This is a genomic window from Streptomyces sp. NPDC041784 (assembly GCF_055591025.1).
On record NZ_JBVJAB010000004.1, the window covers coordinates 514,030 to 536,059 of the forward strand.

At 71.9% G+C, this 22,030-nt stretch carries 20 protein-coding genes; 14 read left to right on the forward strand and 6 right to left on the reverse strand.

Annotated features, from left to right (window positions below; genetic code table 11):
* Window positions 1–26 precede the first annotated feature (26 nt).
* From ACZ6D7_RS11770 to ACZ6D7_RS11780, 3 genes are read right to left on the reverse strand one after another with little or no spacing between them, the layout of a single operon-like run.
* The gene (locus ACZ6D7_RS11770) at window positions 27–437 is read right to left on the reverse strand and encodes a RidA family protein (protein ID WP_469487569.1); all 411 of its coding nucleotides are present in this window, start codon (window positions 435–437) and stop codon (window positions 27–29) included.
* Between the two features lie 7 nt (window positions 438–444).
* Window positions 445–1,212 carry an IclR family transcriptional regulator gene (locus ACZ6D7_RS11775; RefSeq protein ID WP_469487573.1) on the reverse strand — a complete coding sequence of 256 codons (768 nt, stop codon included), beginning with the start codon at window positions 1,210–1,212 and terminating at the stop codon, window positions 445–447.
* A complete protein-coding gene (locus ACZ6D7_RS11780) occupies window positions 1,209–2,249 on the reverse strand; it encodes a sugar kinase (RefSeq protein ID WP_469487576.1) in 1,041 nt (346 codons plus the stop codon). Before ACZ6D7_RS11780 ends, ACZ6D7_RS11775 begins: the two co-directional genes overlap by 4 nt.
* Window positions 2,250–2,376: 127 nt before the next feature.
* On the opposite strand from ACZ6D7_RS11780, the gene ACZ6D7_RS11785 reads away from it, so the two are divergent.
* Both ACZ6D7_RS11785 and ACZ6D7_RS11790 read left to right on the forward strand, forming a co-directional pair.
* Window positions 2,377–3,642 carry an amino acid deaminase gene (locus ACZ6D7_RS11785; RefSeq protein ID WP_469487579.1) on the forward strand — a complete coding sequence of 422 codons (1,266 nt, stop codon included), beginning with the start codon at window positions 2,377–2,379 and terminating at the stop codon, window positions 3,640–3,642.
* A gap of 30 nt (window positions 3,643–3,672) precedes the next feature.
* Entirely contained in the window at window positions 3,673–5,283 is a 1,611-nt protein-coding gene (locus ACZ6D7_RS11790) for an N-acyl-D-amino-acid deacylase family protein (RefSeq protein ID WP_469487582.1), read from the forward strand.
* 27 nt (window positions 5,284–5,310) lie between these two features.
* Here ACZ6D7_RS11790 and ACZ6D7_RS11795 read toward each other — a convergent pair whose 3' ends face one another.
* Window positions 5,311–6,213, reverse strand: a complete 903-nt coding sequence (locus ACZ6D7_RS11795) for a S1 family peptidase (RefSeq protein WP_469487586.1) — start codon at window positions 6,211–6,213, stop codon at window positions 5,311–5,313.
* A gap of 398 nt (window positions 6,214–6,611) precedes the next feature.
* Here ACZ6D7_RS11795 and ACZ6D7_RS11800 point away from each other — a divergent pair, with 398 nt between their 5' ends.
* Genes ACZ6D7_RS11800 through ACZ6D7_RS11810 form a run of 3 tightly spaced genes read left to right on the forward strand, consistent with a single transcriptional unit; the run spans window position 6,612 to window position 11,130 of the window.
* The gene (locus ACZ6D7_RS11800; protein ID WP_469487589.1) at window positions 6,612–7,439 is read left to right on the forward strand and encodes an FAD binding domain-containing protein; all 828 of its coding nucleotides are present in this window, start codon (window positions 6,612–6,614) and stop codon (window positions 7,437–7,439) included.
* Window positions 7,436–10,162: a molybdopterin-dependent oxidoreductase gene (locus tag ACZ6D7_RS11805; RefSeq protein ID WP_469487592.1), complete on the forward strand. Its 2,727-nt coding sequence runs from the start codon at window positions 7,436–7,438 to the stop codon at window positions 10,160–10,162. Before ACZ6D7_RS11800 ends, ACZ6D7_RS11805 begins: the two co-directional genes overlap by 4 nt.
* A complete protein-coding gene (locus ACZ6D7_RS11810; RefSeq protein WP_469487595.1) occupies window positions 10,159–11,130 on the forward strand; it encodes an antibiotic biosynthesis monooxygenase in 972 nt (323 codons plus the stop codon). The genes ACZ6D7_RS11805 and ACZ6D7_RS11810 overlap by 4 nt, the downstream gene beginning before the upstream one ends.
* Window positions 11,131–11,151: 21 nt before the next feature.
* Here the strand turns inward: ACZ6D7_RS11810 and ACZ6D7_RS11815 are convergent, their stop codons facing one another.
* The gene (locus ACZ6D7_RS11815; protein WP_469487597.1) at window positions 11,152–11,808 is read right to left on the reverse strand and encodes a hypothetical protein; all 657 of its coding nucleotides are present in this window, start codon (window positions 11,806–11,808) and stop codon (window positions 11,152–11,154) included.
* 124 nt (window positions 11,809–11,932) lie between these two features.
* Here ACZ6D7_RS11815 and ACZ6D7_RS11820 point away from each other — a divergent pair, with 124 nt between their 5' ends.
* The 4 genes from ACZ6D7_RS11820 to ACZ6D7_RS11835 all read left to right on the forward strand — a co-directional run bounded on the left by ACZ6D7_RS11820 (window position 11,933) and on the right by ACZ6D7_RS11835 (window position 15,813).
* Window positions 11,933–13,144, forward strand: coding sequence for a pyridoxal phosphate-dependent aminotransferase (locus ACZ6D7_RS11820; RefSeq protein ID WP_469487601.1), 1,212 nt, complete (start codon window positions 11,933–11,935; stop codon window positions 13,142–13,144).
* Window positions 13,145–13,246: 102 nt separating this feature from the next.
* A complete protein-coding gene (locus ACZ6D7_RS11825; RefSeq protein WP_469487606.1) occupies window positions 13,247–13,687 on the forward strand; it encodes an SCO4983 family protein in 441 nt (146 codons plus the stop codon).
* Window positions 13,688–13,896: 209 nt separating this feature from the next.
* Entirely contained in the window at window positions 13,897–14,508 is a 612-nt protein-coding gene (locus ACZ6D7_RS11830; RefSeq protein ID WP_469487610.1) for a tetratricopeptide repeat protein, read from the forward strand.
* Window positions 14,509–14,559: 51 nt separating this feature from the next.
* Entirely contained in the window at window positions 14,560–15,813 is a 1,254-nt protein-coding gene (locus ACZ6D7_RS11835) for a glycosyltransferase 87 family protein (protein ID WP_469487613.1), read from the forward strand.
* A gap of 73 nt (window positions 15,814–15,886) precedes the next feature.
* On the opposite strand, the gene ACZ6D7_RS11840 is transcribed toward ACZ6D7_RS11835, so the two are convergent.
* Window positions 15,887–16,930 (reverse strand): glycosyltransferase family 2 protein, encoded by a 1,044-nt coding sequence (locus tag ACZ6D7_RS11840; protein ID WP_469487960.1) that lies wholly within the window; start codon window positions 16,928–16,930, stop codon window positions 15,887–15,889.
* Between the two features lie 96 nt (window positions 16,931–17,026).
* Between ACZ6D7_RS11840 and ACZ6D7_RS11845 the strand changes: the two genes are divergently transcribed.
* From ACZ6D7_RS11845 to ACZ6D7_RS11865, 5 genes are all read left to right on the forward strand, one after another.
* Window positions 17,027–17,461: a GtrA family protein gene (locus tag ACZ6D7_RS11845; protein WP_469487616.1), complete on the forward strand. Its 435-nt coding sequence runs from the start codon at window positions 17,027–17,029 to the stop codon at window positions 17,459–17,461.
* A gap of 106 nt (window positions 17,462–17,567) precedes the next feature.
* Window positions 17,568–18,647 carry a hypothetical protein gene (locus tag ACZ6D7_RS11850; protein ID WP_469487618.1) on the forward strand — a complete coding sequence of 360 codons (1,080 nt, stop codon included), beginning with the start codon at window positions 17,568–17,570 and terminating at the stop codon, window positions 18,645–18,647.
* Window positions 18,644–19,819: a toxic anion resistance protein gene (locus ACZ6D7_RS11855; protein WP_469487620.1), complete on the forward strand. Its 1,176-nt coding sequence runs from the start codon at window positions 18,644–18,646 to the stop codon at window positions 19,817–19,819. Before ACZ6D7_RS11850 ends, ACZ6D7_RS11855 begins: the two co-directional genes overlap by 4 nt.
* On the forward strand, window positions 19,816–21,348 hold the full coding sequence (locus ACZ6D7_RS11860) for a substrate-binding and vWA domain-containing protein (protein WP_469487624.1): 1,533 nt from the start codon (window positions 19,816–19,818) through the stop codon (window positions 21,346–21,348). Before ACZ6D7_RS11855 ends, ACZ6D7_RS11860 begins: the two co-directional genes overlap by 4 nt.
* A complete protein-coding gene (locus tag ACZ6D7_RS11865) occupies window positions 21,335–21,937 on the forward strand; it encodes a hypothetical protein (RefSeq protein WP_469487627.1) in 603 nt (200 codons plus the stop codon). Before ACZ6D7_RS11860 ends, ACZ6D7_RS11865 begins: the two co-directional genes overlap by 14 nt.
* The last annotated feature ends 93 nt before the right edge of the window (window positions 21,938–22,030 follow it).

Consider the following 22,030-nt stretch of genomic DNA (forward strand, 5'->3'; position numbering starts at 1 on the left):
AGGTCCTCGCGGGGGACGAGTGGGCGTCAGCCGAGGACGGCCAGCGCGTCGATCTCGACGAGGAGTCCGGCGGGCAGGCCGACGTAGACCGTGGTGCGGGCGGCGGGCGGGGCGGTGAGGGCCTGCTCCTCGAAGTATCCGTTGTAGATCGCGTTCATCTCCGCGAAGTGGTCCACGTCCGTCAGATAGACGCGGATCATCATCACGTCGTCCCAGGAGGCCCCGCCCTCCTCCAGGATCGCCTTGACGTTGGCGAGGGTCTGGAGGGTCTGCTCGCGCAGGGTGGGGCCGGCGGGCGTGGGCGGCCGGCCCTCCTCGGCCGGCAGGAAGCCGACCTGGCCGGCGACCTGGAGGATGTTGCCCTTGCGCACCCCGTGGGAGAACTTCGCGGGCGGCGTGGTGTGGGTCTTCGGGGTGAGCGCGATCTTCTCGGTCATGCTGTACCTATTCCTCTGGGGCTTGCTTGATCGGGGTCCGGCCGGAGTACTCGCCGCTGATGGTGTCCGCCGTACGGCGCACCAGCGGGAGCAGGGTGAGGAGTTCGTCGGCGGTGACGACGACGTTCGGCGCGGAGACCGACATCGCGGCGACCACTCGGCCGTCGGCGCCCCGGACGGGTGCGGCGACGCAGTTGATGGACTCCTCGTGGCCGCCGAGGTCGGTGGCCCAGCCCTGTTCGCGGACCTTCTCCAGCTCCCGCAGGAAGGCGGGCGCGTTGGGGGTGGAACGGGCCGTGTAGAGGGGGTAGTCGAGCTTCTCGGCGACCGCCCGCCGCTCGCCCTCCGGCAGGTCGGCCAGGAGCAGCTTGGCGACGGCGGCGACGGTGATGGCGACGGGCTTGCCGATCCGGGAGTACATCCGCACCGGGTAGCGGCTCTCCACCTTGTCGATGTAGAGCACCTCGCCCTCCTCGTACACGGCGAGGTGGACGGTGTGGCCGCAACGCTCGTTGAGCCGGGCGAGGTGGGGGTGGGCGATCTCGCGGATGTCGAGGTTCTCCATCGCCTCCTGGGCGAGGGCGAAGAGGCGGGCGCCGAGGCGGTAACGCTGGTCGGACTGGCGGTAGACCAGGCCGTGTTCGTGCAGGGTGCGCAGCAGCCGCAGGGCCGTCGACTTGTGGACGCCGAGGCGGTCGGCGACCTGGCCGAGGTCGGCGGGTCCCTCGGCGAGCAGCGGCAGGATGTTCAGGGCGCGGTCGACGGTCTGGCTCATGGGGTGGGTACCTCCTCCGGGGCCTGCGCGGCTCGGGTCCAGCCGGGGCCGAGTCGAAGTCTCCCCCACGCGGCGTCGTCGAGGGCGGCGAGCCGGTCGGCGTGGTCGCGGGAAGGAGGGACGGCGAGGTCGCCGGGGACGGTGAGGGCGGCGGCGGCCATCAGATGGCCGTGCCGCAGCCGGCCCCGCGCGGGCAGCCCGCGCAGGGTGGCGGAGAGGAAGCCGGCGGCGAAGGCGTCCCCGGCGCCGACGGCGGCGACGACGTCGACGTGCGGGGCGGGGACGTGCAGCGCGTTCCCCCGGTCGAAGACGGTCGCCCCGCGCGCCCCCTGCTTGACGACGAGCACCTCGGGGTCGGGGAACGCGCCGCGCACGGCGTCGACGCCGTCCAGGCCCCACACCTCGGCCGCCTCGTCCTCGCCGACGAACACCAGGTCGGCGCCGCGGGCCAGTTCGAGCAGCACCTGGGGGCTGTTGCCGTCCGTCCACAGCCGGGGCCGGTGGTTGACGTCGAAGGAGACGAGGGGCCGGCCGGGCCGGGGTGCCGTCAGCTCGCGCAGCAGGCCGAGGCAGTCCGCGGAGAGGGCCGCGGTGATCCCGGTGAGGTGCAGCACCCGTCCGGCCCGTACGGCGTCGAGGCGGACGGTGTCGACAGACATCGCGGAGGCCGCGGACCCGGCGCGGTAGTAGGCCACCTCGTGGGCGTCGGTGGCCCGGTCGCCCGCGGTGCGGAAGTAGACGCCGGTGGGGCGGCCGGGGTCGCGGCCGACGGACGTCACGTCGACGCCGTACCCGCCGACGGTGGCGAGGAGGTGGTCGCCGAAGCCGTCGGCGCCGACCCGGCTGACCCAGCGGACCCGGTGCCCGGCGGCCGCGAGCGCGCACACCACATTGGATTCGGCGCCGCCGATCGCCCGGTCGAAGGAGGGCACGTCGGCGAGGCGGCCGGGCCGGGAGGGCAGGAAGGTGACCATGGACTCGCCGAGCGCGACGACGTCCACGACGTCCGGGGCGTTGCGGGGTCCGGTGGCGGTCACGATCGTCGTAGCTCCCAGCGTCGAGGCCGGGCCGTTGACCCCGCGTTGGCCGAGATGTTAGACAGCGGTAAGCGATATACGCAATGGACGTTGCAGGTATTGCAACGCTCCTGATCAGGGAGGATCCATGAGCACCGAGGCGCTCGCCCGACTCGCCGAGGAACGCGTCGACCACCGTTTCAAGGGCCTCCCCCCGGACGCCGACGGCCTCACGGTCGGCGAGCTGGCCGCCCAGCGCCGCAACCTCTTCACCGACGGCTTCGCCACCCCCGTCCTCGCGCTCTCCGCCGAGCGGCTGGAGCACAACCTGCGGCTCATGGAGACGTACGCGACCCGGCACGGGCTGGCCTTCGCCCCGCACGGCAAGACCTCCATGGCCCCGCAGCTCTTCCAGCGGCAGATCGACCGCGGCGCCTGGGGCATCACCCTCGCCGTCCCGCACCAGGTCCGGGTGGCACGGGCGTACGGCGTGCGGCGGGTCTTCCTGGCCAACGAGCTGGTGGATCCGGCGGCCCTGCGCTGGATCTCCGCCGAGCAGGACGCCGACCCGGAGTTCCGGCTCGTCTGTTACGTCGACTCCGTACGCGGGGTGGAACTGATGGACGCGGCGCTGCGCGGGGCCGGGCGGCCGGTGGACGTCGTCGTCGAACTGGCCGCCGGCGAGGGGGCGCGCACCGGGGTCCGTACGGAGGAGGAGTGCGCGGCGGTCGCGGACGCGGTGGCCGCCGTGCCGACGCTGCGGCTGGTCGGGGTCGCCGGGTACGAGGGCGAGGTGCCGCGGGCGGATCCGGAGCGGGTGCACTCCTGGCTGCGCCGGCTGGTCGCGCTCGCCGTCGACTTCGACAAGGCGGGACGCTTCGCGGGCCTGGAGGAGATCGTGGTCAGCGCGGGCGGCTCCGCCTGGTTCGACGCGGTCGCCGATGTCTTCGCGGAGATCCCCGGACTCTCCCTGCCCGTCCTGAAGCTGCTGCGCTCGGGCGCGTACGTCTCGCACGACGACGGGCACTACCGCAAGCTGACCCCGTTCAACCGGGTGCCGGAGGAAGGGGCCCTGGAGCCGGCCTTCCGGTTGTGGACGCAGGTGGTCTCCCTCCCCACCCCCGAGCAGGCGTTCGTCAACGCGGGCAAGCGCGACGCGGCCTACGACCTGGACCTGCCGTTCGCCCAGGTGATCCGCCGCGGCGGCACGGAACGCCCGGCCACCGGTGTCTCGGTCACCGCCCTGTCCGACCAGCACGCCTGGCTGCGCACCCTGCCCGAGGCGGACCTGGAGGTCGGCGACTGGGTGGGCCTCGGCCTGTCGCATCCGTGCACGTCGTTCGACAAGTGGCCGCTGATCCCGGTCGCCGAGGCGGACGGCACGGTCGTGGAGTACATCCGTACGTTCTTCTGATCCGTGTCGCTCTGAGCGGGAGGCAGGGGCATGGAAGACCTCGTCGTCCGGGACGCGGACGTCGTCGACGGCAGCGGCGCGGACTCCTACCGCGCGGATGTGGTGATCGACGGCGGCAGGATCGTCTCGATCGTGCGGGAGGCGGCCGCGGCGGGCTGCCAACGCCCGAAGGCCGTGCGCGAGCTGGACGCCGAGGGGCTGGTCCTCTCCCCCGGCTTCATCGACATGCACGCGCACAGCGACCTCGCCCTGCTGCGCGACCCGGACCACAGCGCGAAGGCCGCCCAGGGGGTGACCCTGGAGGTCCTGGGCCAGGACGGGCTGTCGTACGCGCCCGTCGACGACGTCACGCTCGAAGGGGTCCGGCGGGCCGTCACCGGCTGGAACGGCTACGGCGACGACATCGACTTCGACTGGCGGTCGGTGGGCGAGTACCTGGACCGGCTGGACCGCGGCATCGCCGTCAACGCGGCCTACCTGATCCCCCAGGGCACGCTGCGCGCGCTCGTCGTCGGCTGGGCGGACCGCCCGGCCACGCCCCGGGAGCTGGACCGGATGCGGCAGCTGGTCGCGGAGGGCCTGGAACAGGGGGCGGTCGGACTGTCGTCCGGACTGACCTACACCCCCGGGATGTACGCGCCGGACGCCGAACTCACCGAGCTGTGCCGGGTGGTGGCGGAGTACGGCGGCTACTACTGCCCCCACCACCGCTCGTACGGCGCGGGCGCGCTGGAGGCGTACGCGGCGATGGTGGCCCTGACCCGCGAGGCGGGCTGTCCGCTCCATCTCGCCCACGCCACCATGAACTTCGGCGTGAACGAGGGCCGGGCGCCCGAGCTGCTGGCGCTGCTGGACGAGGCGCTGGACGCGGGCGCCGACATCACCCTGGACACGTACCCGTACACGCCCGGCTGCACCACGCTGGCGGCGCTCCTGCCGAGCTGGGCGAGCGAGGGCGGCCCCGGGGAGATCCTGCGCCGCCTCGCGCACGACGAGACCGCCGAGCGCGTCCGGTACCACCTGGAGGTGACCGGCGCGGACGGCTGCCACGGCGTGCCGGTCGACTGGGAGACGATCGAGATCTCGGGCGTGACGGACCCGGCACTGGGCGACTTCGTGGGCCGTACGGTGCGGGAGTCGGCGGCGCTGCGCGGCGAGAGCCCGTGGACGACGGCGCGCGGACTGCTCCTGGCGGACCGGCTCGGCCCCACGATCCTCCAGCACGTGGGCCACGAGGAGAACGTCCGCACGATCATGCGCCACCGGATCCACACGGGCGGTTCGGACGGCGTCCTGACGGGCGCCAAGCCGCACCCGCGCGCGTACGGCACGTTCCCGCGCTATCTCGGGGAGTACGTACGGGAGTCGGGGGTGCTGTCGCTGGAGGAGTGCGTCGCGCATCTCACCGGCCGCCCGGCGGCCCGGCTGCGGCTGCCGGACCGGGGCCTGGTCCGCGAGGGGTACCGGGCCGACCTGGTCCTCTTCGATCCGGCGACGGTGGCGGCGGGTTCGACGTACGACACCCCGCGCGCCCTGCCGGCCGGCATCCCGTACGTCCTGGTCGACGGCCGGTTCGTGATCGAGGACGGCCGGCGCACGGACGTGCTGGCGGGGCGGGCGGTCCGTCGCAGTCCCATGTGACGGAACGCCCCGCCGGTGGCGCCTTCCCTACGGCTTCGGCAGGGCGCAGCCGCTCGCGCTCAGGTTGAGCTGGTTGCCGGTCGTGAAGCAGGCCGGGATCAGGTAGGTCTCCTGGGCGTAGTTGATGCCCTGGCGGACGGTGACGTTGCCGCTCGCGTCGACCTCGCAGGGGTTGTTCACCGTGCAGCTCTCGCCGTCCTCGTTGCCGGTGTTGTTGACGGCGACGACCTTGCCGGTCGACTGGTCGACCACCGGGGAGCCGGAGGTGCCGCCGATCGTCTGGCAGGCGGAGGTGTAGCGGACCGAGTCCTTCCAGGTCCAGTCGCCCTCCTTCATCCGGTACACGAACCCGTCGATGTTGCAGCTGTAGAGCCGCTTCCAGTAGCCGGACGCCACGGTGATGGCGGTGCCGGCGACCGGGTGAGTGTCCTGCACGGTCAGCGCGGAGATGCCGTACGTGTTGCGGATCGTCGCGTAGGTGCTGGTGAGCTGGTAGATCGAGACGTCCGTGTCGGTCATCGTCGCGTAGGCGAGCTTGCTGGCGCGCAGGGTCGCGACCCGGGTGCCGGCGGAGTTGAGCAGGCCGAAGGTGCGGGTGGAGGCCTGGTTGGTGATGACCTCGCCGGGCTCCGGGAAGCCGGTGGTCAGGCAGTGGCCGTTGCTGAGCACCAGCGCGGGGTCGGTGTCCAGGGAGTTCGGGAAGCGGACGACCGATCCGGAACAGTTGCTGAGCGCGACGGTCCCGGCGAGGCTGACGGCCTGGAGCGTGGGCACGGCGGCCTTGGTCTCGGCAGCCTTGGTCTCGGCAGCCTTGGTCTGGGCGGCCTTGGTCTCGGCGGTGGCGGCGCTCACGGGCGCCGCGACCGCGGGTGCCGCACCGGCCCCGGCGATGGCCAGGGCGATGAAGGCGGCGACGAGAGGCTTTCTCATGTGGGGGTCCCCTCTTACGACAAGGCGACCGGAGATCTTCCGGCCGCCCGTTGATTTGTCATGCGCATTGTTAGTGCCCCAGGGAAAGAGATCAAGGGTCTGTTTTCGGCCGTGGGACGGCGCCCCTCCCTGAAGGTGTGCGGCGGAATCAGGCCGTCCGGCACACGCGGCCGCGGCCCTCGCCCCACGGCTCCGCCAGGCGAGGCCGGCCCGTGCGGGGATACGCTGGAGAGGACTCTCCGCGCCCACCGGCCCTGCCCCCCCATCAGGTCGACCAGGGCGGCCGCACCGCGATCCGTCGCACTCGGCAGGTCCGCTCCCGGCGCGTGTCGCGCCCCGTCGGCAGAGGCCGTCGCCCGCTCGTCGCCCGCTCGTCGTCGCGAGGGAGACCGGCTCCCATGGACCTCAACACCATCACCGAAGTCGTCCGGCGACCGTCCGAGCGGCCGGGCGCCGACTGGCGCGAAGGCGACGCCTGGCTCGCGGGCGGAACCTGGCTGTTCTCCGCCGAGCAGCCGGACCTGCGGCGGCTCGTCGACCTGACGGCGCTGGGCTGGGAGCCCCTCGTCCCCGGCGACACGGGCCTCGAACTCGGCGCGACGTGCACCATCCGCGACCTGTACGCCTTCGTGCCGCCGGACGACTGGATCGCGGGCTCCCTCCTCGCCATGAGCTGCGAGGCCTTCCTGTCCTCGTTCAAGGTCTGGAACGCGGCGACCGTCGGCGGCAACATCTGCATGTCCCTGCCCGCCGGCCCCATGATCACGCTGACGGTCGCACTCGAGGCGCGGTACGAACTGTGGGCTCCTGACGGGTCCGCGCGCGTCGTCGACGCCCTCGACTTCGTGACCGGGAACCAGCGCAACGTCCTCGCCCCCGGGGAGATCCTGCGGCGGGTCAGGATTCCTTCGCGCGCCCTGCGCAGACACACCGCGCACCGCCGCTTCGCGCTGACCCGCCTGGGCCGTTCGACGGTGTTCCTGATCGGTACCCGCACGCCGGGACGGAGCGACCTGCTGCTCACCGTCACGGCGGGCACCACGCGGCCCGTGCGCCTCGCCTTCGACACGATGCCCGATGCCCCGACCCTGCGGCAGAGCATCGACGCCATCCCCGCCGACGTCTGGTTCGCCGATCCCAACGGGACCCCCGGCCACCGCCGCCATCTGACACGGCACTTCGCCGAAGAGATTCGTCGCGAGCTCATGACGGGGGACCCGGCATGACCTACACCGTGAACGGCAGGACCTTCCACGAGGAACCGGCCCCCGGCCAGTGCCTGCGCACCTTCCTTCGTTCGCTCGGCCACCACGGCGTCAAGAAGGGGTGCGACGCGGGCGATTGCGGCGCCTGCACGGTGTGGCTGGACGGCGATCCGGTGCACAGCTGCATCACCCCCGCCTTCCGTGCCGACGGTCGTGACGTGACCACCATCGAAGGCCTGGGCTCACCGGGCGACCTGCATCCGATGCAACGGCGGTTCCGCGACGCCCCGGGGTTCCAGTGCGGATTCTGCACCGCGGGGATGATCATGACGGCGGCGGCGCTGACCGAGGCCCAGAGAGCGGACCTGCCCCGGGCGCTGAAGGGCAACCTCTGCCGCTGCACCGGCTACCGGGGGATCGAGGACGCCGTGCGGGGCGTCGTCGGGGTGGAGGCGGCCGCGCCGGGAAAGGCCGTCGGGAGAAGCGTCGGCGCGCCGGCGGCCGACGAGGTGGTGACCGGTCGCGCCGAGTTCACGATGGACACCCGCATCGACGGCATGCTGCACCTCAAGGTGCTGCACTCACCGCACGCGCACGCCCGGATCGTGTCGGTCGACAAGACCGCCGCGCTCGCGGTTCCCGGGGTACGCCGGGTCTACACCTGGCAGGACGTGCCGCGCAGACCCTTCACCACGGCGATCCACAGCGACCATCTCGTCGATCCGGACGACACGTTCATCCTCGACGACACGGTCCGCTTCGTCGGCCAGCGCGTCGTCGCGGTCCTGGCCGACACGGTCGGGGCGGCGGAGGAGGGCTGCCGGAGGGTCGTCGTGGAGTACGAGGTACTGCCGGCGGTGTTCGACCCCGAGGCGGCGATGGAGGAGGGCGCACCCCAACTGCACGGCTCTGACGATCCGTTCGTCCGCGACCCCGTCCACAACATCCTGCTCGAGGTGCACGCGCACATCGGTGACGTCGACGCGGGGTTCGCCGAGGCCGATGTGATCCACGAAGGCACGTACTCCTCGCCCCGGGTGCAGCACGCGCATCTGGAGACCCATGGCTCGATCGCCTGGATGGAGAACGGCCGCCTGAACGTCCGCACCAGTTCGCAGTCGCCGTCGATCGCGAAGGTCAAACTCGCCCATCTGTTCGCACTGCGCCCGGACCAGCTCCGGGTGTTCTGCCGGCGGGTCGGCGGCGGCTTCGGCGGCAAGCAGGAGGTGATCTCGGAGGATCTGGCCGCGCTCGCCACCCTGGACACCGGGCGGCCCGTCTGCTTCGAGTACACCCGCGAGGAGGAGTTCACCACCGCCTCGCCACGCCATCCGATGACGTTGACGGTCAGGCTCGGCGCGAAGGCGGACGGAACCCTCACGGCGGTCCAGATCCGCAATGTGTCGAACACCGGCGCCTACGGCAACCACGGCGGCGAAACGCTCTACGCGGGCGGCGCCGCCGTCATGATCTACCGCTGCCCCCACAAGAAGTACGACGCCTACTCCGTCTACACCAACACCGTTCCCAGCGGGGCGCTGCGCGGCTACGGGATGACGCAGCCGGCGTTCGCCGTGGAGTCGGCGATGGACGAACTGGCCCGCGCGTTGCACATCGATCCGCTCGCCCTGCGCCGCCGGAACATCGTGCGGCCGGGTGACCCGCTCGTCGCCCTGCACGACGGCCCCGACGACGTGTCGTTCACCGAGGACGGCCTCGCGCAGTGCATCGACCTGGTGGACGCCGCCCTGGCCCGCACCGCCGACCAGCCGTCCCCCGGCCCCGGGTGGCTCGTCGGGACCGGCGTCGCGAGTTCCCTGCACGAGACCGCGCCGCCGACCGAGCACCAGTCCGAGGCCTGGGTCACGCTCGGCGACGACCTCGTGTACGAGCTGGCCGTCGGAACGGTCGAGTTCGGCGAGGGCACGTCGACCGCGCATGTCCAGATCGCGGCCCACCAGTTGGGGACGACGCCGGACCGGATCCGCCTGGTGCAGTCCGACACCGACCGCACGGGATTCGACACCGGCGCCTTCGCCAGTGCGGGACTCTTCGTGTCGGGCAACGCGGTGCTGCGAGCCGCGGGCGCCGTACGCGACCGCATCCTGGAGTACGCCGCCGCGCACACCGGGGTCCATCTCGTGATGTGCTCAATGGACGACGAGGAGGTCGTCTGCGGCGACCGGCGCGTACCGCTGGCCGAACTCGTCGCGTCCGCCCGGGCACGCGGAATCCGGTTCACCGCCGCCCGCAAGGCCTACGGCTCCCCCCGAGGCGTCCTCTCCAACACGCAGGGCTTCCGCATCGCCGTCCATCAGGTGACGGGTGAGATCCGCATCCTCCACAGCGTCCAGGCGACCGACGCCGCCGTGGTCATCAACCCCGCTCAGGTCCGCGGCCAGGTGGAGGGCGGTGTCGCCCAGGGGATCGGCTTCGCGCTGACCGAGAACTACCAGCTCGACGGGGACGGTGCCATGATCAACCCGAATCTGCGCAACTACCGCATCCCCGCCTACGCCGACATCCCCCGCACCGAGCTGCTCCTGGTGGCCTCGACGGATTCGGTCGGCCCCATGCGGTCGAAGGGAATGGCGGAGTGCTGCATCAATCCGGTGGCCCCCGCGCTGGCGAACGCGCTCCACGACGCCACGGGCGTCCGCTACCGCTCCCTGCCCCTGACCCCGGAACGGATCTACAGCCGGCTCGACGAGAAGCAGTCGATGCCGACGGGCCTGCGGACATGAACACCGAACAGCGCGAAGGCGCCGCGGCGACGGCCATCATCAGCCAGAAGGTCCTGCCCGGCCTCGAACGCGAGTACGAGATGTGGCAGGAGAACGTCAACACCGCCGCCGCCGACTACGCCGGATACCTCGGCGCCGAGGTCACCCCGCCGACCTCCCTGCAACCCGAATGGGTCGTCGTGTACCGCTTCGACTCCGTGGCCCATCTCCAGGCGTGGATCAACAGCGCGACCCGGCAGCGTCTCCTCGACATCGGCGACCGGTATCTCGACGGACCCGGAACCCAGCAGGTGGTCAGCGGCGGCACACAGCCGACGGATCCGCTGGTGACCGTGGTGGTCAGCCACCGGGTCCACCCGCGGCACGTCGACGAGTTCCTCGCCTGGCAGCGGCGCATGAGCCAGGAGGAGAGCCGGTTCGAAGGGTTCCGCGGCACCGAGATCTTCCGCCCGGTCGAGGGCCTTCAGGACGAGTGGACCACGCTGTACCGATTCGACAGCGCCGAGCACCTCGACGCCTGGCTGACGTCGTCGAAGCGGCAGGAGGTCCTCGCCGAGGGCGAGCGGTTCGACACCTTCAAGCTGCGCACGATCGACAACTCGTTCGGCAGCTGGTTCGCCTTCGAGGAGAACGGCAGGGAAGCGCCGCCTCCCTCGGAGACCAAGACCGCCCTCGCGGTCTGGGTCGGCCTGTACCCGACCGTCGTGCTGCTGACGCTCGCCCTGTCTCCGCTGGGGATGCCGTTCTGGCTCGGGCTGCTCGTGGGCAACCTGCTGTCGAGCTTCATCATGAGCTTCGTCACGATGCCCTACTACGTGAACCGGCTCCTCAGGCGGTGGCTGCGGCCGGCACCGGACGCACCGGCGGCGCGGACCAACCTCTTCGGCCTCGGCGTCGTCGCCGCGGCGACCGTGTTCTGGGGCACCGTCTTCTACGTCGTCACGACCAGGATCTGGACGCTGCCCTGACCCGGGGCGGGCCCGACTCGGCTACCTGGGCCCCTTCGTCTTCCCCCGCCCGTTGCCCTTCCCCGAGGCCGGGGCCGGAGCGGACGTCGTCGCGCTCGCCGCCGGGCTGTCGCCGGCACCGGCCGAGGACGCTTCGGACGTCGTGGCCGCGGAGGACGGCCCCGCACTCGCGTCGGACGGCGCGGACGTACTGGCGTTCGAGGATCCGGCCGAGACGCTCGCGGACGGGGCCCCGGACTCCGTACCCGCCGTGTCGTCCGGCGCCGTGAGCGTGTCTCCCCGCTCACCCTGCCGCTCCCCCGCCGGGGGATCCGAGGTGCCCGAGGTGAAGGACATGCTCGCCACCAGCGCGGCCAGGGATATCACCCCCGCCGCCCCCGCCGCGGCCATCACCCGGCGCGAGAGCCGTCCGTCCGTCCGCCGGGCGGCCCGGCGGCGGTCGGCGCGGCCGGCCGAGACGGGCTGGTCCGCCGGGGCGGGCGCGACGCGGGGCAGCTCGGTGGTCTCGTCGTACGCGTTCTGCCAGCCGTGGGCGGCCGCCGGGTCGGCGTACTGGGTGTACGAGGACGGGTCGGCCTCGGCATACGGGTGAAACACGACCGGGCGCACCCGGGGAACCGCACCCTCCTCGGCGGCCGCACCGTTCGTCCCGTACTCGTGGTCGTCTGGGCTGGACATGGGCGCGGATTGTAGAGACGGCGCGGCCCCGAGGACAGCCCGCGGCGAAATCCCCCCAAAGTGCACGTCTCGCGTGGTGGAAAACACGCCCCACGGAGCGTTACCCCGCCGTAAGCTCCCAGACATGCAGGTGATCCAGTCGACCAAGCTCGCCAACGTCTGTTACGAGATCCGGGGCCCGGTTCTCGAGGAGGCGATGCGCCTGGAGGCGGCGGGCCACCGCATCCTCAAGCTCAACACCGGCAACCCGGCGGCCTTCGGATTCGAGTGCCCGCCGGAGATCCTCGAGGACATCCTCCGCAACGTCTCGACGGCGCACGGCTACGGCGACGCCAAGGGCCTGCTGGCCGCGCGCCGGGCGGTCGTCATGCACAACCAGACCCTCGGCATCGAGACGGACGTCGAGCACGTCTTCATCGGCAACGGCGTCTCCGAGCTGATCGTGATGGCCATGCAGGGCCTGCTGGACGACGGCGACGAGGTGCTCGTCCCCGCCCCGGACTACCCGCTGTGGACGGCCGCCGTGTCGCTGTCCGGCGGTACGGCCGTGCACTACCGCTGCGACGAGCAGTCCGACTGGATGCCGGACCTCGCCGACATCGAGCGCAAGGTCACCGACCGCACCAAGGCGATCGTCATCATCAACCCCAACAACCCGACCGGGGCCGTGTACGACGAGGCCATGGTCAGGGGGCTGACCGACATCGCCCGCCGGCACAACCTGCTGGTCTGCTCCGACGAGATCTACGACAAGATCCTCTACGACGGCGCCACGCACACCCCGACCGCGAAGGTCGCCCCCGACCTGCTCACGCTCACCTTCAACGGCATGTCGAAGGCGTACCGGGCGGCCGGCTACCGGGTCGGCTGGATGTCCGTCTCCGGCCCGCGCGCGCACGCCGACTCCTACATCGAGGGTCTGACGATCCTGGCGAACATGCGCCTGTGCGCGAACATGCCGGGCCAGCACGGTGTGGTGGCCGCGCTCACCGGACGGCAGTCCATCAACGACCTGGTGCTGCCGGGCGGGCGGCTCAAGGAGCAGATGGACACGGCGTACGAGCTGCTGACCCAGATCCCGGGCGTGACGTGCGTCCGGCCGAAGGGCGCGCTGTATCTCTTCCCGCGCCTGGACCCGACGGTGTTCAAGATCAAGGACGACCGGCAGATGGTCCTGGACCTGCTGCGCCGGGAGAAGATCATGGTCGTCCAGGGCACCGGCTTCAACTGGCCCGAGCCGGACCACTTCCGGGTGGTGACGTTGCCGACGGCGACGGATCTGCGGGACGCGGTGGGCCGCATCGCCCGCTTCCTGGACGGCTACGGCCAGCCCTGACGTCACCCTGTGTGGGACGGGGTTCCACTTCTGTGAACGGCTCAACTTTAGACGAAATCTAAGCTAGGATGGCTTCCTGTCAGAGCACAGGAGGCCATCCTCATGTACGAGCCGAACCGCACCCCTTCTTCGCGCAAGGGGTCCGTCCACAGCACGATGGCCGGCACCACCTCCGACTTCCCCCACCGCACCCGCGAGGAGGAGCTGGACATCCAGCTCGCCGGTCACCTCGCGGCGCTGCTCGCCGTCACCGACGAACTGCGTGCGCCGGCCCCGTCCGCCGACCTGGACAACGCGGCCGCCCGGCTCGCGCAGCAGGTGAGCCGACTGCGGGAAGGAAGGACGCCGGCCCGTGCGGCGAACCCCGGCGACCGCACGTCCCCGCGCACGGCACTGCACCGACGGGCGCACTCCCTCGCCGGACGCGCCCTGCTCGTCGCCGCGTCCCGCGCGGACACGGCGGCGGCGATCCTGGCGGCGCAGCGCATGGACGCGCACGCCGCCGCGCTGGCCGAGGCCGAACTGACGGCCACGGCCGGCTGACCCCTCCCCGGGGTTCCCTGACGGCCCCGGTCCGCGTGCACCCGCAGCGACGCGCGGACCGGGCGCCATGTTCTTCCCGGCGTTCTTCCGCCCGCATTCGACGTCCTCCGCCTCCATTCGGCGTTCTTCCGCCTGCATTCGGGTGGACCGCGCGTTGCTGACCGCCGCCCGACGGCGGTGCCCTCGCGCCGCCTCGTAACGTCGGCGGAGTGAAACGCAGGCGATTGCTGGTGGTGCTCACCGGTGCGGCCGCGGTTGCCAGCGGTGCGCTGGGACAGGCCGTTCACTCCTACGCGACGGGGCCCCCGGAGTCCGCGGCCCGGCCGCCGGTGCAGCGCACCTTCCAGGACCCCGATTCCCTGCTGCGGGCCGGCATCGCGCTGCAGGAGCTGAACGACACCAAGGGCGCCGCCCGCACCTACCGGCGGGTGCTGGAACTGGACCCGCGCAACAAGTTCGCCTGGTACAACCTGGGAGTCATCGCCCACGAGGACGGCCGGACGGCCGATGCCCGTGCGGCGTACGAGAAGTCCCTGAAGATCGATCCGGCGTTCCAGTCGGCTCTCTTCAACCAGGCGCTCCTGCTGGAGCAGAGCGAACCCGACCGCGCCATGGGACTCCTGGAGCGGGTCATCGGCATCAACCCGCAGGACGCCGCCACGCATCTGCGTCTCGGGGCGATCTGGGCACGCAAGGACCGCGACCGGGAAGCCCTGGACGAATTCCGCCGGGCCGTCGCGGCCGATCCCTCGCTCCGCTCCCAGGTACCGGAACGCTTCCGGAAGTCCCTGGGCCCCATGCCGGGCTCCTCGCCCGAATAGCCCGTCGGCCATCCACCCACGCAGACCGCGCACGACCGAACGGAGTCCGCCATGCCCGACACAGCCGCCGAGGAGCCGCGCCGACGCACGGCCGATCCGACGGTGACGGCGCTGGCCGCGTACACCGTGGTGGCGGTGGCCCTCGCGGCCCGCGTCTTCCTGATGCCCGGCGAGTCGGGGGACTACCTCACCTTTCTCCGGCCGTGGTACGAGCACATCGCGGGCCACGGCGGGTTCCTGGCCCTCGCCGACCCCGGCTTCTCGGACTACAACGTCCCCTACCTCTACCTGCTGGCCGTGCTCACCCACCTGCCGGTGACACCGCTCACGGGCATCAAGGGGATCTCGATCCTGGCCGACCTGGCACTGGCGTACTTCGCCCTGCGGATCGTGTCCCGGCTGCGGCCGGACCGGCCGTGGGCGGGCGTCGGCGCGGCCGCGGTGGTGCTCCTGCTGCCCACCGTCGTCACCAACAGCGGGTGGTGGGGCCAGTGCGACGCGCTCTACACCGTGTTCCTCGTCGGCGGGATCCACCACGTGCTGCGGCACCGGCCGGGGTGGGCGTGCGCGTTCTTCGGGTTCGCGCTGGCGTTCAAGTTCCAGGCCGTCTTCCTCTTCCCCTTCCTGCTCGTCCTGGTGCTGGTGGGGCGGGTGCCGTGGCGCGGCCTGCTCGCCGTTCCCGCGGCGTACCTCGCGCTCGCCGTACCGGCTCTCGCGGTCGGCGCCGACCCGTGGCAGCTGCTGACGATCTACGCCCGGCAGACGAACACGTACCGTCTGCTGTCCGTGAACGCGCCGTCCGTCTACGAGTTCGTGTCGGTGCCCGGTGACACCGACACGGTCCGTACGGCGGGTGTCCTGGTCGCCGTAACCCTCGTGGCGCTCCTGGCCGCGGCGGCCGTGTGGTCCCTGCGCCGGCGCGGCGGGCCGGACCTCACGGACACCCGGATCGTGCTGCTCGCCGTCTGCTCGGCGATCGTCGTGCCCTTCCTGCTGCCCTCGATGCACGAGCGGTACTTCTACGTCGCGGACGTCCTCACGGTGGTCGCGGCCTTCGCCCTGCCCCGACGCCTCTGGTACGTCCCGCTCCTGGTCCAGCTCGCCTCGTTCGGCAGCTACCTGAAGTGCAACTCCGCGACGGTGGCGCCGTACCTGTCGATGCCGGCCCACAGCGCCCTGATGCTGCTCGCCCTGCTGACAGCACTCCGCACCACCGCCCACGAACTGCACCCCACCCCCCGGCCCCCCTCCCTGCCGAACCGCCGCACCGCCACCCACCACACGACTGAACCGGCACGAGCTTGAGGGGCGGGGGCTGAAGGGGCCGGGGCTGGAGGGGCCGGGGCTGAAGGGGCCGGGGCTGGAGGGGCTGGGAGCCCTACCCGTTCCCCCTCCCGCCGAGGAGGTCCGGGTGGTCGCGGCCGGGGGTCGGCCAGGGGACGGTGGGGGTGGAGGGCTGGGCGGTGTCGTCGGCGACGTAGTAGGTGGGGCGGCGTTGGGCCGCGGTGTAGAGACGGCCGATGTACTCGCCCAGGACGCCCAGGCAGACGAGCTGGACGGCGCCGATGAAGAGCACGGCGGTGATCAGGGAGGTCCAGCCGCGGGTGGTGTCGCCCCCCGCGTACACGGCCAGCGTGTAGCCGAGCATCGCGAGGCAGCCGAGGAAGGCGAGGGCGCCGAGCCAGACGGCCAGCCGCAGCGGGGCGACGGAGAAGCCGATGACGCTGTCGACCGCCAGGAGGATCATCTTGCGCAGGGGGTACTTGGTGCGGCCGGCGACCCGGGGGTCGCGGCGGTAGCCGACCTCCCCGCTGGGGAAGCCGAACCAGGGCATGAGGAGCCGGTACACCTGCGGCTGGTCGGGCAGGGCCTTCAGGGCGTCGAGGGCGTGGCGCGACAGCAGCCGGAAGTCACCGGCCTGGGCGCTGACATGGGTGCCGACCAGACGGCGCATCAGCCAGTAGTAGGCGCCGGCGGTGCGGCGCTTGAAGCCGGTGTCGCTGGAGCGGTTGGCGCGGACGCCGTAGACGATGTCCAGGTGCCGGGAGCGGGCCAGGGCGAGCATCTCGGGGATCTTCTCCGGGGGGTCCTGGAGATCGGCGTCGAGACTCACGGCGTAGTGACCGCGGGCGTGGTGCAGACCGGCGGTCAACGCGGCCTGGTGTCCGCTGTTGCGCCGCAGCCGCACCACCCGCAGCTGCGGCCAGTCGTCCCGCAGGCGCGCCAGCCGTACGGCCGTCCCGTCCGTGGAGCCGTCGTCCACCGCGACGACCTCGTACGCCTCCCCCGTTCCGTCCACCACCGGCCGCAGCCGCTCCACCAGCGCCGGCAGTGCCTCTTCCTCGTTGAACATCGGGATCACGACCGACAACACGACCGCCGGCTCGCGCCGGTCGGTCGGGTCGGGGCTCACATCGATCATTCGGCGGTCCCAGCCCATCCAGGAGCGGGCGGACACGAAGGTCGCCCGATTCGCTCGCATACAGTAAGATTTGCTCACTTACGGTACAGTGCGGGAATGGCTCAGCCCGTCCAGACACACGCGCCCCGCGCCGAAGGGGTCGCCCGGGCCGCCCGGCAGTTGCCGGTGTTCGCGGTCGTCGGCGTGCTGTCCACCGCCGCCTACCTGGGCCTGTACGCGACGCTCCGGCCGGTGCTCGACGCCCAGCCCGCCAACCTGGTCGCGCTGCTGGTCACCGCCGTGGCGAACACCGCCGCCAACCGCCGGTTCACCTTCCGGGTGCACGGCCCGCGGGGTGCCGCCCGGCATCACCTCCAGGGCCTGGTGGCCTTCGCCGCCGGGCTCGCGCTCAGCGGCGGTGCCCTCGCCCTGGCGCACCGGACCCTGTCGGACGCGCCCCAGGTGGAGATCGGCGCCCTGATCCTGGCCAACGCCGCCGCGACAGGGGTGCGTTTCCTGCTGCTGAGGCACTGGGTGTTCGCACCTTCCTGATCCGCAACGGGAGTTGGGGGCTCCCGTTGCGTTCCGGGTCACCCCCTTCACCCTCCGTTCACCCGGCCCACCCAGGAATGTGTGCTTCCGCGAGCACGCTGCCCCTGTGAGACGAATCATGGGAATCGTCCTCGCGGTCCTGTTGATGACGGGTGTGGTGGTCGCCGTCGTCGCGGGCCGGGACAACGAGGACTCGGGCACGGCAACGAAGACCGTGCGGATGGTGATCGGGTCGGAGAAGGCGGAGTTCTTCGCGGACCCGGACGTGGTGAAGGCCCTCGCCGCCAAGGGCTACACCGTGAAGGCCGAGACCTCCGGGTCCTGGGCCATGGAAGGGCTGGACCTCAAGGGGTTCGACCTCGCCCTCCCCTCCAGCCAGGCACCCGCCGTCGAGCTGGCGGCCAAGTACAAGGTGACGGGGACCCTTCCCCGCCCCTTCTACTCGCCGCTCGTCGTCGTGGCGCACAAGAACGCCGCCGACGTGCTCGCCGGCAACGGCCTGGCCACCCTGGACGCCGAGCACCGCGGCACGTTCGAGATGGCCGCCTATCTCGACGCGGCCCGCGCCGACCGCACCTGGCAGCAGCTCAAGGGGGCCGGGAAGTACGGGGAGCTGACGGGCACGCTGTACCTGTCCAGCACCGACCCGGAGACCTCCAACTCCGGTGCCCTCTACCTCGCCGCCGCCTCCTACGTCGCCAACGGCGGCAAGGTCGTCGCGAGCGACGCCGAGATCGCGAGGACCGGTCCGCTGCTGCACAAGCTGGTCAGTGTGCAGGGCGCCCAGCAGTCCAGCACGGACGCCGCCTTCCGGGACTTCGTCAGCGGCGCCGGCAACCCGCTCGTCCTGGTCTACGAGTCGCAGGTCGCCTCCCTCCTCGCGGACGGACAGCGGCCCGACGACCTGGTCGTCCTCTACCCGGACACCACGGTCAACAGCGACCACACCGCCGTACCGCTCACCGAGAACGGCAAGGCCGTCGCCGAACTCCTCGCCACGGACCCGCGGCTGCGCAAGCTGGAGGTCCGGCACGGATTCCGCCCGCAGGGCGACGCCGCCGAGTTCGCCTCGGCCGGCACCTACCTCAAGCAGCAACTGACCGGTGTCCGCCAGGCGCCCGTGCCCACCTCCAAGGTGCTGCACGAGCTGGCGCGGCGGGCGCGCGGACAAGGGGGACGCACATGAGCACGACCGACGACACCTTCACCCTCACCCCGCCCGAGCCCGTGACCGCCGTGCCGCGCGAGAAGGCCGGCGGACTCGTCCCGGTGGACGACGGGGTGCGCACGGACATGGCCGCCAAGGCCGCCGCGTACATCGAGGGACTCGCCGTCCTCGACGCCCGCTCGCCCGAGTTCGCGGGCAAGGTCGGCGAGATCACCGCGCTCGGCGCCGGCGAGATGCGCACGGCCGCCGCGCAGTCCAACCGCATGCTGGAGCGGACCGTCCGGAGCCTGCCCGACAAGGGCGGGGACGCGTCGTCGCAGGTCGCGGGCTCGCTCGTGGAACTGCGGCGGGTGGTGGAGGACCTGGACCCGCGTGACCTGCCCGCGAACAAGGGGCGCAGGTTCCTGTCCCGGCTGCCCGGCGGCAACAAGCTGCGCGACCACGTCGCCAAGTACGCCTCCGCGCAGGGCACACTGAACAAGATCGTGGGTTCGCTGCGCGGCGGACAGGACGAACTCCGCCGTGACAACGCCGCGTTGCAGACCGAGCGGGTCCGCCTCTGGGAGACCATGGGCAAGCTCCAGGAGTACGTCGTCCTCACCGACGCCCTGGACACGGCCGTCGAGCAGCACATCACGGGCGTCGCGGGCGCCGACCCCGAGCGCGCCGACAGTCTGCGCGCCGACGTCCTCTTCCCGGTCCGGCAGAAGCACCAGGACCTGCTCACGCAGCTCGCGGTGTGCGCGCAGGGCTACCTCGCCATGGACGTCGTACGCCGCAACAACGACGAGCTGATCAAGGGCGTCGACCGGGCCGCCACCACGACCGTGTCGGCGCTGCGGATCTCCGTGATGCTGGCCTCCGCGCTGGACAACCAGAAGAAGGTCATCGAGCAGGTCAACGCGTTGCGCGGGACGACCGAGGACCTCATCCGGGGCAACGCCGAGATGCTGGCCACGCAGAGCGGGGAGATCCAGCGCATCGCCGCCGACCCGGCGGTCGGCGCCGAGACCCTGCGCGCGGCCTTCCAGCAGATCTACAGCACGCTCGACGCCATCGACACCTACAAGGTGCGGGCGACCGAGGCGATGGCGTCGACGGTGGAGAGCCTGACCGTGGAACTCCAGGGCGCGAGCACCTACCTGGAGCGCAGCCGGTCGCGCGGCGCGCTGGACGGGGGCCTCGGATGAGACGGCCCCTCATCGCCCTGACCGCGCTCGCCCTGCTGCTGACCGGCTGCACGGAGCAGGAGCACAAGGACGACCCCGCCGCGCCCGCGCCCGGCACCCTCCGGGTCCTCGCCTCCAGCGAACTCGCCGACATGGAGCCGGTGTGGGAGCAGGTCCGCAAGGACACCGGCGTCACGATCCGGCCCACCTACATGGGCACCCTGGACGCGGTGGACCTGCTGGCGAAGAAGAGCGCCGACGAGCGCTACGACGCCGTGTGGCTGTCCTCCAACGACTACCTGCGGCTGCGGCCGGAGGTCGCGAGGAAGGTCGTCTCCGAGACTCCGGTGATGTCCAGCCCGGTCGCGCTCGGCGTGAAGTCCCAGACGCTGGACTCGCTGGGCTGGAAGCCCGAGCAGGTCACCTGGGCGCAGATCGAACAGGCCGTGCGGGACGGGAAGCTGACCTACGGCATGACCGATCCGGCCCGCTCCAACTCCGGCTTCGCCACGCTGGTCTCGGTCGCCTCGGCGCTCTCCGGCGCCCAGTCGGCGCTCACCGACGCGGACGTCACGAAGGCGACCCCGCGGCTGACGGAGTTCTTCAAGGGGCAGCAGCTGACCTCGGGGTCGTCGGGCTGGCTGGCGAGCGCGTACCGGCGGCGCGGGGACGTCGACGCGCTGCTCAACTACGAGTCCGTGCTGAAGGGCATCCCGGGTCTGACCGTGGTCCGGCCCAAGGACGGCGTGGTCACTGCCGACTACCCGCTCTCCTCCCTCGCCGCGACCGACGCGAGCACCCGCGAGGACGTCAAGCGGGTCGCCGACGCCCTGCGCACCCCCGCGGTCCAGAAGCTGATCACCACCCGCACCCACCGCCGCCCGGTCGTGGCCTCCGTGCCGCCCGCGGCCGGCCTGGACACCACCCGGCGGCGCGAACTGCCCTTCCCGGGCAGCCGTTCCGTGGCCGACGGACTGCTCGACGCGTACGAGAACGAACTGCGCCGGCCCTCCCGGACGGTGTACGTCCTCGACACCTCCGGCTCCATGGAGGGCGACCGGCTCCAGGGCCTGAAGGACGCGCTCACCGACCTCACGGCCGACTTCCGTGACCGCGAGGAGGTCACCCTGATGCCGTTCGGGTCGGACGTGAAGAGCGTCCGCACCCATGTCGTCAGCCCCTCCGACCCGCGGACCGGGCTCGCCGCGATCCGCGAGGACACCAAGGAACTGGAGGCCGACGGCGACACCGCGATCTACACCTCGCTGGAGAAGGCCTACGACCACCTGGGCACCGGCCGGGACACGTTCACCTCGATCGTGCTGATGACCGACGGCGAGAACACCGCCGGGGCGGACGCCGGCGACTTCGACGACTTCTACGACAGGCTCAGCGGCGAACGGCAGGACATCCCCGTCTTCCCCATCCTCTTCGGCGACTCCGACCGCTCCGAGCTGGAGCACATCGCCGAGCTGACCGGCGGCCGGCTCTTCGACGCCCAGCAGGGCTCGCTGGACGGCGCCTTCGAGGAGATCCGTGGCTACCAGTAGGTTCGTCGGGTATCTGGAGTCCCGCAAGAACATCGCGGGCAGCGCGGCCGGCCTCGCCGGGCTGGTGCTGACCTTCACGGGGGTGGCGGGCCCGTACTGGCCCGTCGTGGTCGTCGGCCTGTACGGCGCGGGCGCGCTGATCGCCCCGCCGGAGCGGCCGCCGCTGCCGGACTTCGCCGACCCGTCGGCCCGCCTCGACGAGGTGCGGGAGGACTTCGGGCGGCTGGGCACCTATCTGGCGGACGTCGAACTGCCGCCCGCCGCGTCCGGTCGGCTCGCCGAACTGACGGAGCTGCTGACCGCGCTGCTGGACCCGGGCTGGGGCGCCGAACTGCTCACCCACGACCCGGAGGGCGTCCATGTGCTCTCCCGGGCCGTCCGGCAGGACATTCCCGAGGCCGTCGACACCTTCGTACGGACCCGGTGGTGGACGCGGCTCGCGCCGGGGCAGGACTCTCCGGAACGGCATCTGGAGCGGCAGCTGACGCTGCTCCAGGAGGAGGCCGAGCGGCTGGCGGCCGGGCTGCGGGAGACCGAGGCGCGGCGGCAGGAGTCGCACACCCGGTACCTGGAGGACCGCAACCGGTAGGGGTGCCGTCAACGGGCGCCGTCAACCGGCAGGGGTGTCGGTACGGGGGTCGGCAGGGAGGTCGTTCCGCAGATCGCCGGGGACGGGCGAAGG